Raw genomic sequence first — 14,531 nt, 5'->3', positions numbered from 1 at the left:
TAAAAGAGGGTGTATCATTGAAAGTAGCAGCAATTATTCAGGCGCGTATGGGATCAACAAGACTTCCTGGGAAAATAATGAAGGCAGTTAACGGAAGAACACTTCTTGAATATCAATTAGAGCGGGTAAAATATGCAAAAACTATTGATCAAGTAATTGTTGCAACTACGATAAAAGAAACCGAACAGCCGATTCTTGAATTGTGTGAGAGACTAGGTATTGATTATTATCGTGGTTCTGAAGAGGATGTCTTATCTCGTTATTATGAAGCAGCAAAAAATTATCATGTTGATGCTGTTGTACGTTTGACATCTGATTGTCCAATTATTGATCCAGAGGTAATTGATAAGGTAGTCAACTGTTATTTAAACAATCAATCTTCAGTTGATTATGTGTCTAACACATTGGAGAGAACATATCCACGAGGGCTTGATACGGAAGTATTTTCATTTGAAGCATTGAGTAAAGCGTATGATGAAGCTGTTTTGTCTAGAGATAGGGAACATGTGACTGCTTATTTTTATACAAATTCAAATCTTTTTAAGCTACTAAATGTAAGAAATGACCAAAATTTTGAAAGATATCGATGGACAGTTGATACTGAGGAAGATTTTAAATTAATTCAACTTATCTTAAATGAACTATATAAATCAAATCAAGTATTTTCTTTAGAAGATGTTATTAGATTGTTAAACATTTATCCCGAATGGAACGAGATAAATGCTCATATTGAACAAAAGAAGCTATAGGTTGGGGTCAAAGTGAATGTTGTAATTAGAACAGATGCTTCTCTAGAAATTGGAACTGGTCATGTAATGCGCTGTACCACTTTAGCTAAGCAGCTTGAACGTGAAGGTGCGAATATAACGTTTATTTGTCGTAATTTTCCCGGGAACAGTAATTTATTTCTACAAAATCAGGGATTTAATGTCTATACTCTTATCTTACCTAACATTCAGAATCATTGGAAATGGATACGAGAAAATTGGAAACAAGATGCAGAAGAAACAAAGTCAGCAATAACAAGCTTAAATAGGAAGGTAGACTTGCTCATTATTGATCATTATGGCCTTGATATAAAATGGGAGAGTGTGATGCGTGCAGAAGTTGACCACATTATGGTTATTGATGATCTTTCTGATCGTACCCATGATTGTGATCTACTGCTTGATCAAAATTATTATCTTAATATGGAAAACAGATACAACGGACTACTACCAGAGTCTTGTATTCAGTTATTAGGTCCAAACTATGTCTTGTTACGAGATGAATTTTTGTTAATTGACCCTAGTAAAATAAAACGTGATGGAAATGTGAAAAATGTTCTTGTCTTTTTTGGAGGGACCGATCCTACAGGAGAAACAATAAAAACTATTCAAGCAATTCAAGAACTAAATTGCTCTAAAATTGAGTTCAATATTGTAGTAGGAGCAGCCAATCCACAAAGAGAAAAAATTGAGTATATATGTAATGAATCTTCAAATATAATATTTCATTGCCAAGTAAGCAATATGGCTGAACTTATGATGAATGCAGATTTTTCTATTGGAGCAGGGGGCTCAACGACATGGGAAAGATGCTTTTTGCAACTACCCTCAATTACAATCATTGTAGCGGAGAATCAACGTGATATTGCGCATGCTGTTGCAAGAAAAGGAGCAGCTATTTGCCTTGGAGAAAGTAGCCATATTACCAATCATCATATTCAGGAAGAGTTTTTAAAGATTCTTCATTCTTCAGAAAAAAATGTTGAAATGTCAACAAAGTGTTCTCTTATAATGAATCCCCAAATAGTAAAAAGAAATGAAACAGTGGAAAGGATAAAAGGTTTTCTTTATAAGAATTAATAGGACGTGGCAAATTATGAAAGTATTATTATTAGGACCATATAGAGAAGATTTTATTAAATTTCTTAATAGTTTTAATGATATAGTGGTTCATCAAGAGGATAAGATGGAGGAAACAAAGCTAATAAGGGAGAATGTAGATTATATTATTAGTTATGGTTATCGATATATAATCCCTAAGAGTGTGGTGGATTATTACAATAATAGAATTATTAATCTCCATATTTCCTATCTCCCATGGAACAGAGGAGCAGATCCAAACTTATGGAGCTTTTTGGAGAATACACCAAAAGGAGTAACTATTCATTATGTTAATGTTGGAATTGATACAGGTGATATTATTGCTCAAAAAGTAATTGACTTTACTGTCGAGGAAACTTTAGCTACTTCTTATCAAAAATTAAAAAATGAAATTGAATTACTTTTCAAAAAGGTATGGCCTAACATACGCTTAGGGGAAAATTCAAGAACTATTCAAAGTGGAAAAGGAAGTTATCATAATTTAAAAGATAAGGAAAAATACATGCATTTATTATATGCTGGATGGGATACACCAGTTAACCAGTTAATAAGAGCTATGAACAAAGTGAGGGAAAGAAAATGAATGATATTATAATAGATAATATTAAAATTGGTCCATCACATCGACCTTTTATTATAGCAGAAATGTCGGGAAATCATAATCAATCTTTGGAACGGGCACTAGAAATAGTGGAAGCTGCTGCTAAATCGGGTGCACACGCTTTAAAAATTCAAACATATACAGCTGATACAATGACCTTAAATATGGAAAAACCTGACTTCGTAATAACTGATGAGGAAAGCTTGTGGAAAGGGAATTCACTATACAAATTATATCAACAAGCATACACTCCATGGGAATGGCATAAGCCAATATTTGATCGAGCGCGTGAGCTTGAAATGATTCCTTTTAGTACACCTTTTGATGAAACTGCTGTTGATTTTTTAGAAAAATTGGATGTACCCCTCTATAAAATCGCTTCATTCGAGAATACTGATATTCCGTTAATAAAAAAAGTAGCTTCTACAGGAAAGCCGATGATTATTTCTACTGGAATGGCAACAGTTGCGGAGCTGGATGAACTTGTTCAAACAGCAAGGGAAGCAGGGTGTGAAAATTTAATTTTATTAAAATGTACAAGTACTTATCCAACAACCCCAGAGAACACTAATATTTCTACAATTCCGCATATGAGAGAACTATTTGACGTACAAGTAGGTTTATCCGACCATACAATGGGTATAGGTGTAGCGATAGCAAGTGTTGCGTTAGGTGCAACGGTGATTGAGAAGCATTTTACATTATCTCGTGCTGATGGTGGTGTGGACTCGGCTTTTTCAATGGAACCAGACGAAATGAAAGCACTTGTACTAGAAGCAGAACGCGCATGGCAAGCAATTGGAAAAGTGACATATGGACCAACAGAGAACGAAAAGGCTTCTTTAAAATTTAGAAGATCCATCTATGTGGCAAAAGATATTAAAGTTGGAGACAGATTTACAAGAGATAATATAAAAATTATTCGACCAGGTTACGGACTAGAGCCAAAATACTATGAACGAATATTAAATACCACTGCAAATAAAGATTTAATTACAGGTACGCCGCTTACATTTGAAGAACTATTCTAGTTAGAGTATTAATCTGTTATTTTAATAAAAATAACAAGGATTTTTCCTTTAATATACGGAATAATATTGTTTTGGAAAATTTAGAGACAGACCCTTATGTTTGATGAACTTTTACTAAATGTGGACATTAGAATTCAACCACAACCTAACTGGAAACGGTCAGTGTGAAGGTGTGAAGGGGAAAGGAAACGGCGGGATGGTTCTCGCGTTTCATTGAGAGGAAATGTTATATAGAGAGAAATTTATTTATGACTTCTATGAAACGTCAGAACCGTCCCCGCGTTCCTCATTTTATGTAGTAATAGGACCAGGATTTGATTCTAATAGAAGATATAGGATTAAAGGCCATCACTTAAACACAAATATTATATTATTGCATAATCCTAATTTAACTGAATATCTAATGCAGATGGATGTGATTGTCACATTAGGTGGTCTCACATCCCTATGAAGCAATGTTTATAGGTAAGCCGGTGTTGGAAATAGAATGGGATTATATGTCTTATTATGTTAAAGAATTAGATAGAAAAGGCCTTCTTAAATCGTTGGGTACAGGCGAAAAGGTTTTTGCAAATTTACTTTCCTTTTTAAAAGATGATATAGCTTCCCTTAATGAAATTGCTACAAACGGTTGGCGTGAAGTAGATGGAAAGGGAGCGGAAAGAATTTCAAATATAATCCTTTCCAATTTATAAAAAATAATAGAGAACTTAATTCTTTCTAAGTAGCACAAGCTATGTTAGCCAAAACTCATAAAATGTCTCAAGTCGTGTTATACATCCTGAGAAAATTGGTTGAAGGGTGTCTAGTTTGCTAATGAGTTAGAGTATATATAACTGGATGAATTGCTGGAACTTCCTAAAGCTTCCTCAACCACAACGTAACTGGAAACGGTCAGCGTGAAGGTGTGAAAATGATGAAGATGAAACAATGGATAATCAGCAGCCAAGCTCCTGTGAGGAAACTCTGGAGAAGGTCCAATGACTAGAGAACACGGTCTAAGGCGCAAGCTATGGCTATGAATCTCGTAGGGCAGCAAAAGCTGTTCGAAGTGCCCAGCTCTATGAAGAATGTGGATGAAGATATAGTCTATTCTGTGACCGAAAGGCATAGTGGCAAAGCAAGCCAACCAACAACCACAAGGAGTTCTTCAACTTCTTCGTTAATTTTATATTATATGAAAGGGATTCTAGCATTGTTAGAGTCCCTTTTTTGATGGTGGAATCTTGGAATCATCCAATATTTATCTACCATCTTCCTAATTTATTGTTATTAATATCACTCCATTTATAAGCTACAGACCAATAACTTCTCTGTAAAGTATCAGCAATCTTTTGCATGGCCATACCATTTTCTTTTAATTCGATTAATAGCTCAATTTCTTCATTAGTGTAGGGTTTTGAACGTTCGGAACTGCTAGCTAACACTTGGTAATCTGGCAATTTGGTGTTCCATTTTATTTTTTCTTCATCAAGGCGGAATGTCCAAGATGTTTTGTAGTACATAGAATCACATGAATTAGTGATAGGATTAATTAAATCAAGGAATCTATATGTTTCTTTAACAGAAGTAGTTTTTAAAATAAATCCCTGTCCGTCTTTTCTAGCACTCGTATGAAATAAAATTCCAAACATATCTGTAATATGTTTTTTTAGAAATGATAGTTCTTCAATTGAATAGCATTGCAGATATAAATAAATATGTGGTGTAAGGTAGATTCGTTTCTTAAGATGATTGATACGGTGAGAGATACATAATGATCCATCATCCATATAGAGGATTGCTAGGAAGTGAGGCAGGCTGCAGGATTTTAAAAGATCAGAAGGCATCTGTTTGGTACCTTGTTCATTATAAAAATAAGGATATAATTTTGTGAATAAGGGTAACGAAGCAGAACGAACAGTATGGCTTTTGGGAGTTAAATAAAGCAGTTCATCCAGGAAAGAAATTTTCCACTTTCGATACTCTTTTTGCTCAATGCTGAAATGTTCGCGGTAACTATGATTTTTTCTTCGACTATTCTTATAAATTTTGGTAATCTCTCCATCACCAAGTATACTTCCGATTAGTACATTAAATTGAACTGGCGTAAGTGACTCCAAATTAATCCCCCCACTCTCAATATAAGAATGTATGTTCCATTATAATTATAACGTAAATTGTAAAAATATGTTATCTTACAGGTGCTACCTAAGAAATATTGTTCCACATGAATATTCCAAACAATTTAAAGCTGATCTAATTATTGAAGGATTTTCTGATTTACTTTTGTTGGTTCATTCTCAATTAAAGAGAAGAATTTATATTAAAAATAAAAGATATTTGCCGATATAAATACTAACCTTTAATGGACGGAAAAAATAAAATCCTATCGATAAAAATGCTTTATTAAAGAAACAAGGTGACACAATGATTATTAGCGGCAGCGGACTAAACATGATTTTAAATAATAAAATGAAACGAACTCAGACAAGCCTAGAGAAAACAATCGAAAAGCTTGCAACAGGACAGAGAATTCGTTCAGCTGCAAATGATGCTTCAGGATTAGCCATTAGTCAAAAAATGCTTGCATTATCAAGGGGCAGTAATCAGGCCATCCGTAATGTACAGGACGCGACTTCATTGGTTCAGGTCGCGGACGGTGCGATGCAGGAAATGACGGATATCCTACATAGAATTCGGGAGTTAACTGTTCAATCGATGAATGGGACGTATTCCGAGTTAAGTGATCAATCGGGTTCATTGACATCTGCTGATACTCTTATCATTCAAAATGAGATAGATGATCTAAAGAAGAATCTGAATGATGTTGTTAAAAGTACAGAATTTAACGGGATGAAAATTTTATCCAATACAGTGCCTGGTGAGTATGTGTATGAAAATCGTACAGCGCAAAAGGATATTCAACTAAAAGAGGTAGCACAGCCTCGAACTTTGCAAACAGAAAGAAATGATGTCAGTTACAATGTCATTAGCCCAGTGAGTCAAACGGTGAAGAGTTATGAATATACTTCTTCCATCGTAAGTAACTCCTTTCTTCCAAAAAGGTATACAGGTACTACGGTCAGTGATTATCAACCTCAGTGGACAACTGACGGTACATCCATTGTTTTTATGTCCAGCCGTGATGGTGGAAAATATGTAGTTCCGATTGATGGAAGTGCTGCACCTGTTAAAAACGAAGATGCCATTGGTGTTACCCAAAAAGTAAGTAAGGATAATCAAATGAGGCTTTCTGATTCTGGTTCCACTCTCTATTTGCAAAAGTATTCCTCCGCATCAGGAATCTGGATTGAAGTTGACAATTTTCAGTATAATGCCAATGATGGTAGCAACGGTTATAGCTTTTCACCCATTGTTGATGAGGATGGAGGAACATCTTTTGTCTATTCCGATAATAAAGGAAATCTCCAAAAGGTTGATGTGAATCTCGTGAGTCAAACGGTGGTTGGTGGTCCGGAAAGTATCATTCCTACCTCAGATACACTCAATTTGCCGCCAATAAACAACACTATAACATTGCCAATGCCACCCAATTTGTACAGAATGAATACGCCTAATGCCTCACTCATTATTCAGAAGGAGAATGATAATGGGGCAAGGGAATTGACTTATTGGGATGGCACTGGCATAACTCCGGATGACGGCTATTATACGGTTTCAGGTAATACGATTTCTTTTTACGGAGAAGCGATTATTGGGAATGAGCCTGAGGATTATGCACAGGATTATTATTCTTTTTCTTATGTATCAAATGACCAAGGAAATGGCATCTTTACGACTCCAATCTCATCCGATGCGGAAATATACAATATGCATGATGGGAATGGTCCACATTCATTAAAAATTCGTGTCGGCGATACAATTGTAGGAAATGATCAGCTGCTCTCTGAAAGGCCTGCTGATATCGAAGGAACAAATGGTGTTTTTGTGGATGATGATAAGGGAATTATAGAATTTTATGGGACTCTTCGACCTAAACATGATGAATCGGTCCAAATTAGTTTTTTTAATGATTGGGACGAACAAAATGGAATATTACATATTCCCTTGAGCAGTCATATCGATACATATAACCTGAAAGATCCTGATTTGGACACCTATCGTTCTTTACGTGTTTTTGTCGGAGAAAAAGAAATCGCCTATGATGAAACGAGGTCTAATGGATATACGTTTGAAAGCGGGTACATAAATCTTTATGGCGATGCAAGGCCCGATGTACTGACAAACCAAAAAGTGCGGTTCGAATATTATTATGATGACACATCAACTTCCGGAAATGTTTTTGGAATCAAGTTAAATCAATATCCGGAGGTTTACAATTTGGGAAGTGCAGACGGCTCCATCCGAGTTCTAAGGAATGGAACGGAGGAAATTGCCTATTCCGATGTAGATGGTTTTCAATATAATTCAACAACAAATACAATCGAATTGTATGGAACAAGTCGTCCAGACGTAAATGATACGTATTCAATTCAGATGGTCGTTCCAACAGGTGATACCAATCATTTTGACGGAGTTGTTGAAATTCCCTTAACGTACCCTGCTGAGACCTATGGGGAAACGGGCCCGTCCACCTTCATGGTTAAGGTTGATGGAGCAGAAGTTAGTTATGATCCGACAAAAACAAATGGGTATATTTATAATCAGGCCACGAATCGGATTGAATTATATGGTAATGCTCGCCCTAAAGCTGGGACTTCCTCAACATTTGATGTTAAGGTGGACTATGTCTATGAAAATCCAAAGGTTGTGGCCGGGAATGATACATATGATTTTAACCTTTCAACGACAACATTGGACTATGGTGTAATGGATCAATCTGTACCACGTGCCATCAGGGTATATAAAAATGGGGAAGAGGTTCCTTATAATGAAACAGATGGTTTTACCATTAATCGGGATACAAACCAGCTGTCACTACATGGGTCCTTCCGACCGACGAAAAATGATAATGCAGGGGATTTTTACGTCTATTCTATTTCTGCGAATGATTTGAAATTGAGTGTAGACCAAGGTTCTTCAATATATAAGGTGATAATGAACGGACTGGAGATACAGGAAGCCGATGATACAAATGGGGGCTATGTATTCCGTAATGGTCAGGTTGAAATTGTCGGTGATGCTCGTCCTGATGTAACAAAGGATATGTCAAGTATCAATTTATCGGTACAATATTTGGAGTCTATTGAAATAGCATTAAACGACAGTGGGTTTTATAATGATTCAAAGAATTATTGCGATCACGAAACGGACGATAGCTTGATAAAAGCAGAAATTGACCCAACAAGTTTATCTGTTACGTTGAATGGTTCTAAGTTAACAACAGATCAATACCTATTACAAGATAACAAAATCGTACTAAAGCATGATAAAATAACAGCGCAACTTGGAAAAAACACTTTATCAGTAGATTATCGTGCCAGACAAAACACGGGCTATCAAGCAAATGATTTCACCTTTCAAGTCGGTGCAAATGCGGGACAAACACTAAACCTAGAAATATCATCTTTTGACAATATGCTAAGAGATACGGATATCATTTGTGTTCGCACATATGAGGATGCAGCGAAAGGTCTGGAAGTGATTGATCATGCTTTTAATTTTGTCTTAGGTGAACTAGGAAAAATGGGTGCAATGGAAAACACATTAGACCATATTGCATCAAACTTATCCGTAATGGAAGAAAACACAATCGCCTCCTTGAGCCGAATCGCAGATACCGATATGGCCAAAGAATCAATGAATCTAATGAAAGACCAACTGCTAGCCCAAACTCAGCAAGCACTAACATCCCAACTAAAACAATCCCACGAACGAATCATAGAATTACTGAAGTAGAAGCAGAGGGACGGTTCTCTTGCTTCTTTTTTTACTGTAGGAAAATACTTACATCTTAGTACTTAAAAATTAATCCATAATTTCAATATATGGCTAGCTTGTTTCCAGGCATCCATCGAATAATCTTGTTTCACAATTTTAAGTTCAAAGAATATATTTTATAAACCTCAGGAAATTTCTGGGGTTACTTTTTTAGTTGTCTCGAACAATTGCGGGGTAGGCTAGAGCCATATATTATATTTTCCAATTATTATTGGACGCGAGGACAATCAGAGCTAATGATATCTACACAATCTTGTAAATAACTATTTTTTCTAATAAGCTAAAATAAAACGCTAATAATCATGGAAAAACAAATTAAAGACTTACGCTGGTATTGTTATACCTAACATCATGGAAAGAAACTGACCTTCCCGCAGAAATGAGACGAAGCTGGAAGGGATATCCGTTTGAGGTTCTGGATGAATTAACGGATGCGGATTTAATTCGAGGGAGTAACAGATCTAAGTCGGTTTATTTAACAGAGTCCGGGATTAAAGAGGCTGAAGCGTTGCTAAGAAAAAATAAGAGCAATGAGTAAAAATGTAAGTTCACATATCTGGAATAGGCGGGGCTGGAAATGAACCTTAATAATTTTAAAAAAATTATAGATAGAACGATAGTAGACAGAGGATACAACTATTACATCGAAGGAAATGTCTTAGAAGCCTATGAACAATCCGAAAACGAATATATTTTTCATATTGAGGGCAGCGATGACTACGAAGTACTAGTTGAGCTAGGGGATAACGGAGAGATTCTATATTCCGAATGTGATTGTCCCTATGATTTTGGACCTGTATGTAAGCACGAGGTTGCGGCCTATTATCAATTAGTTCAAATGATTAACAATAAAGCTACAACGAACCATTTAACGAACAAGCCCCGCAAGCGAGCAACAATTCAAGAGGTTTTAAGTAATCTTTCAAAAGAAGAATTGATCGATATTATTATAGATTTCGCAAATGATGATGCTACATTAGAAAAGAGTCTCATCGTTAGATACTCAACTGGTAATCAGCAACAGGAGCTTGGGGGCTGTCAGGAGCTCATTCAGTCAATCGTACGGAAGTATGCAGGCAGGGAAGGGTTTATTAACTATCGAAATGCGGGTGCTTTTGTAAGCGAAATGGAGGGTGTATTAGATAAGGCAAGAAGTACAGAAGATTCGCTAGTGGCACTGGATATCGTTATGTTATTGCTTGAGGAAGCAATCGGTGCGTTCCAATACGCAGATGATTCCAACGGGGACATCGGTTTTCTTGTGAAGGAAACACTAGAAATGATAGAGGAAATTGCCACAAGTCAAAATGGTATGGACCAAAGAGCAGAGATATTTGAGAAACTAGTAGCCCAGACGGATCATGATATGTTTGAGGGGTGGGAAGATTTCAAGATTGATTTATTAACCATTCTTTTGGAATTTGCTGATGATGAAATCCATAGGGAGCAGCTGAGATTGAAACTGGAATCCATGCTTGATCACAAATCAAGCGAGAGGTACACACAATATAGCAATGAAAGTATACTCCAGCTATTGTTTCAGCTCACTGAGCAATATGGTACCCATGAAGAAGCAGAGAGATTTATTCACGAGCATCTTCAATTTTCGTCCTTCCGAGAGCAATTACTAGATCAATACCTTCAGGAGAAGAAGTACCACAAAGTAATTGAAGTGGCGAAAGAAGGAGAGATGCAGGATCAACAATACCCAGGATTAGTATCACAGTGGAAAAAATTTAGGTACACAGCTTATAAATTTCTTTCCTTAAAAGAAGAACAGCAAATCTTAGCAAAGGAACTTTTGTTCAATGGAGACTTTGAATATTATAGGGATTTAAAAGAATTAGCAGCAGAAAATCAAGATTCCTTCTATAGAAATTTAAAAAGTGAACTGAAAACAGCGAAAGGATGGTACACGAATCAGGTATACCTTAAGCTGATTGAGGAAGAAAATGATCTTGAAGAACTATTGGAGTTTGTTCGAAATAATCCCAGCTACATAGAAAATTATGCCGAGAAGTTATTCCATACATTTAAAGAAGAAGTGATAGAAGTCTATAAGAATTATCTCTATTCTGCTGCGAGTGCTTCATCCAATCGGAGAGAATATCAAGGAGTATGTCGCAAAATAACGAAGTATAGAAAGTTCGCGGGAAAGCCAAAACAAATCGAATTGATAGACGAACTAATAGATCTATATAAGAAAAGGCCGGCTTTTGTAGATGAATTGGGACAAGTAAAATAGTAGGTTTAATGTTCAATTTTTAAGATCATTAGAGGCTCTGTAGGGAAATTTCTCCGCAGGGCCTTTTCTATTCGTTTTTAATCACTCATAAAGTGTCCATGATTTGAAAATGTAGCTAACACTGATATAAAGTATCTATTGTATGAGCCGTTTTGCCAAAATGATGCTATTAGATTAGTAAATATACTATTCCCATCTTTAAATAACCAGGTTCACTATTTTACAAAAGCGCATTTCTGAAAAAAAGAAATGCGCTTTTTTTGTGTTTAGAAGGATATGTGCATAAGCAATGCCACAGACATATTGGGCTTGATTTTTTTATGGGAGCAAATTATACGAAAATATTAAATTTTATAAATTATTTTGAAAAAATAGTTGTAATTCGAAAGGTAATGAAATATATTTGAACAAAGTAGGTATAAAGTACCGCAACGAATAGAAAACGACGGGAAAAAGGATAGTCTTGCTCTTTAGTAGAGAAACCATCCTAACTATTCTTTTGTTTTCACAAAGGATTAAATAAATTGATAAAAATCTTATGAATGAAAGGAATCTATATTATGAAGAAGCGTCCACTATCTGTCTCGTCCATTAAGTCAAAGTTAATTTTAATCTCTATTTTTCTATTAACCGTTCCTTTACTTGCAGCCAGCATCATAAGCTACCAGATCAGTACAAATAGTTTAGATCAACTAGGAAAGACAAATTTAAAAAATAGTGTAGAAATGACTATTGAAATGATTGATTCTTTAAATAAAGAGGTTGAAAAAGGAAATATAACCTTAGAGCAAGCACAGGAAAAGGTGAAAATCTCTATTTTAGGGGAGAAAAAGGCGGATGGCACCCGCGAGGTCAACAATCATATTGAACTCGGTGAAAATGGCTATCTGTTTGTTTTAGATAAAAAAGGCGTACAAATCGCTCATCCAAGCTTAGAAGGGAAAAACTTTTGGAACGAGAAGGATTCTAACGGCTCACTATATGCTCAGGAAATGATTAAAGTTGGGAATGATGGCGGTGGATTTGTTTACTATGATAGACCACTGCCAACTGATGAAAATAGAATTGAATCAAAGATTTCCTATTCAAAGACAGACCCTCACTGGGGATGGGTTGTGAATGCGAGTACGTATTTGATTGATTTTAACCATCCTGCTAAAGTGGTTCTCAATGCGCTTTTACTAACAGCCGGTATTGCATTGGTTATTGGGATTGCAGTGATTTGGATGTTTGCTAATAACATGGCAAAGCCTGTTAAAGCGGTAACGGAACGGATGAATCAACTAGCGAATGCCGATCTTGGCGGTGAGCCGCTGCACATCAAAACAAAGGATGAGATCGGGGTATTGGCTGGTTCTATGAATATATTACAGTCAAAGTTAAGAGACATGATTGAACAGATTGCCAATGCTTCCCAATTATTAGCGAGTCAAAGTGAAGAATTAACGCAATCAGCCAGTGAAGTAGCGACAGGTTCAGAACAGGTTGCATCAATTATGCAGGAATTAGCTTCAGGCTCCGAAGTACAGGCGAACCATTCGAGTAGTGCGTCAAGCTCTGTGTCAGCCTTTTCTGTAAAAGTACAGGAAGCCAATCAATATGGGGAGCAAATTCAACACTCGTCAAACAAGGTGCTAGAAATGACCGAGACGGGCAGCCGGTTAATGAATGACTCAACGAAACAAATGGCCAAAATCGATCATATTGTGAATGATTCTGTTCAAAAGGTAAATGATTTAAGCCATCAATCACAGGAAATTTCGAAATTAGTTACTGTGATTAAAGATGTGGCCGAACAAACAAATTTACTGGCATTAAATGCAGCCATTGAAGCGGCAAGGGCAGGGGAGCAAGGAAAAGGATTTTCTGTTGTTGCAGAAGAGGTACGGAAATTAGCAGAACAAACGGCCCATTCTGTTAAGGATATTACGGGAATTGTTCGTGAAATCCAGGATGGCTTCCATGTAATAACAAAGGCACTAGAGGCTGGCTATTCTGAAGTAGAGCTGGGAACATCGCAAATTGCAAAGACATCTGAAACGTTTCATACGATCAGCACATCGGTAATCGAAATGGTCAACAGTATTGGCTACATTTCTACGAATCTATATGACATGGCATCAAACAGCCAAAGTATAAATAATTCTATTGAGGAAATTGCCGCAACAGCTGAGGAATTTGCGGCAGGGGTTGAAGAAACCTCAGCATCAAGCCAACAAACAAGCAGCTCAATTGAAGAAGTGGCCCGAAGCGCTAACAGCCTTGCAAGCTTGGCGGAGGAACTAAAAGAATTAATTAACCGATTTAAGCTCTAATCTGAGACAGACCACGGGGAAGGTATTCGCGTTTCTTATAATTCCTCTATCAACAAGAATAGATAGAAAAAACATTATTTAGGGCCCTGTGAAGATAAATTCTAAGCAGGGCCTTTTTTTGTATACAATCAAAAAATGATACTGCTAACATCTACAACATATACCAAGTGGAGAGCCGGGAACCGCACATCTATTTTAGTAACATCAGATAAATAATTTTATTCGTACATCATTTTAAATCTAAAGGTTAATCATGACTTCACCCACCTTTAAAAATCCATCATTTGTAAATAAATGAGTGTCAAAATTTCTCGATTACTTTTGAAAATTATCGTATGATAGAGTTGTAGTAATATAGTCATAGTGGAAATGTTAGAATCAACATGTTGGTAATCGAGATTAGAATACAGAATAATAAAGGCAAATTCATCGAAAGGTGAAGACGCAAAGCTATAGGGGCTAAGGTCTAAGGTCTAAGGATTATGCTAGCCAGTTACCGATAATACGATTAAAGACTAATCGGTATCGTTTAGTCTTTTTTTGATTTTTACACTTAGATAGACGATGTTTTCGAGCATGGGGGATTAT

General features: G+C 36.2%; 10 protein-coding genes and 1 riboswitch. Of the genes, 9 read left to right on the top strand and 1 reads right to left on the bottom strand.

Features of this window, described 5'->3' with window-relative positions:
- Positions 1-17 precede the first annotated feature (17 nt).
- From ACHUFV_RS13465 to ACHUFV_RS13445, 5 genes are all read left to right on the top strand, one after another.
- Entirely contained in the window at positions 18-749 is a 732-nt protein-coding gene (locus ACHUFV_RS13465) for a cytidylyltransferase domain-containing protein (RefSeq protein ID WP_394234922.1), read from the top strand.
- 12 nt (positions 750-761) lie between these two features.
- Positions 762-1,847, top strand: a complete 1,086-nt coding sequence (pseG, locus tag ACHUFV_RS13460) for a UDP-2,4-diacetamido-2,4,6-trideoxy-beta-L-altropyranose hydrolase (RefSeq protein ID WP_394234920.1) — start codon at positions 762-764, stop codon at positions 1,845-1,847.
- 16 nt (positions 1,848-1,863) lie between these two features.
- Complete coding sequence (locus tag ACHUFV_RS13455; RefSeq protein ID WP_394234918.1) at positions 1,864-2,451, top strand: formyltransferase family protein; 588 nt, start codon at positions 1,864-1,866, stop codon at positions 2,449-2,451.
- Positions 2,448-3,500 carry a pseudaminic acid synthase gene (gene pseI / locus ACHUFV_RS13450; protein WP_394234916.1) on the top strand — a complete coding sequence of 351 codons (1,053 nt, stop codon included), beginning with the start codon at positions 2,448-2,450 and terminating at the stop codon, positions 3,498-3,500. Before ACHUFV_RS13455 ends, pseI begins: the two co-directional genes overlap by 4 nt.
- A gap of 455 nt (positions 3,501-3,955) precedes the next feature.
- Entirely contained in the window at positions 3,956-4,195 is a 240-nt protein-coding gene (locus ACHUFV_RS13445) for a hypothetical protein (protein ID WP_394234914.1), read from the top strand.
- Between the two features lie 552 nt (positions 4,196-4,747).
- Here ACHUFV_RS13445 and ACHUFV_RS13440 read toward each other — a convergent pair.
- Complete coding sequence (locus tag ACHUFV_RS13440; RefSeq protein ID WP_394234912.1) at positions 4,748-5,602, bottom strand: DNA endonuclease; 855 nt, start codon at positions 5,600-5,602, stop codon at positions 4,748-4,750.
- 307 nt (positions 5,603-5,909) lie between these two features.
- On the opposite strand from ACHUFV_RS13440, the gene ACHUFV_RS13435 reads away from it, so the two are divergent.
- From ACHUFV_RS13435 to ACHUFV_RS13420, 4 genes are all read left to right on the top strand, one after another.
- On the top strand, positions 5,910-9,341 hold the full coding sequence (locus ACHUFV_RS13435) for a flagellin N-terminal helical domain-containing protein (protein WP_394234910.1): 3,432 nt from the start codon (positions 5,910-5,912) through the stop codon (positions 9,339-9,341).
- A gap of 376 nt (positions 9,342-9,717) precedes the next feature.
- A complete protein-coding gene (locus tag ACHUFV_RS13430; protein ID WP_463515999.1) occupies positions 9,718-9,921 on the top strand; it encodes a DUF6429 family protein in 204 nt (67 codons plus the stop codon).
- 39 nt (positions 9,922-9,960) lie between these two features.
- Positions 9,961-11,628, top strand: coding sequence for an SWIM zinc finger family protein (locus ACHUFV_RS13425; protein ID WP_394234906.1), 1,668 nt, complete (start codon positions 9,961-9,963; stop codon positions 11,626-11,628).
- Between the two features lie 560 nt (positions 11,629-12,188).
- Entirely contained in the window at positions 12,189-13,943 is a 1,755-nt protein-coding gene (locus ACHUFV_RS13420) for a methyl-accepting chemotaxis protein (protein WP_394234904.1), read from the top strand.
- Between the two features lie 409 nt (positions 13,944-14,352).
- A riboswitch (cyclic di-GMP riboswitch) is annotated at positions 14,353-14,444 on the top strand.
- The last annotated feature ends 87 nt before the right edge of the window (positions 14,445-14,531 follow it).

The organism is Niallia oryzisoli (assembly GCF_043641075.1).
Taxonomy (GTDB): domain Bacteria; phylum Bacillota; class Bacilli; order Bacillales; family Cytobacillaceae; genus Bacillus_BD; species Bacillus_BD oryzisoli_A.
Note: the sequence above shows the minus strand (reverse complement) of the source record. Positions and strands in the feature narration are given on the sequence as shown.

Excerpts from the sequence above, each read along its gene's own strand:
- ACHUFV_RS13455 (WP_394234918.1), top strand. The coding sequence starts at position 1,864 with ATGAAAGTATTATTATTAGGACCATATAGAGAAGATTTTATTAAATTT.
- pseI (WP_394234916.1), top strand. The coding sequence starts at position 2,448 with ATGAATGATATTATAATAGATAATATTAAAATTGGTCCATCACATCGA.
- ACHUFV_RS13445 (WP_394234914.1), top strand. The coding sequence starts at position 3,956 with ATGTTTATAGGTAAGCCGGTGTTGGAAATAGAATGGGATTATATGTCT.
- ACHUFV_RS13435 (WP_394234910.1), top strand. The coding sequence starts at position 5,910 with ATGATTATTAGCGGCAGCGGACTAAACATGATTTTAAATAATAAAATG.
- ACHUFV_RS13425 (WP_394234906.1), top strand. The coding sequence starts at position 9,961 with ATGAACCTTAATAATTTTAAAAAAATTATAGATAGAACGATAGTAGAC.
- ACHUFV_RS13420 (WP_394234904.1), top strand. The coding sequence starts at position 12,189 with ATGAAGAAGCGTCCACTATCTGTCTCGTCCATTAAGTCAAAGTTAATT.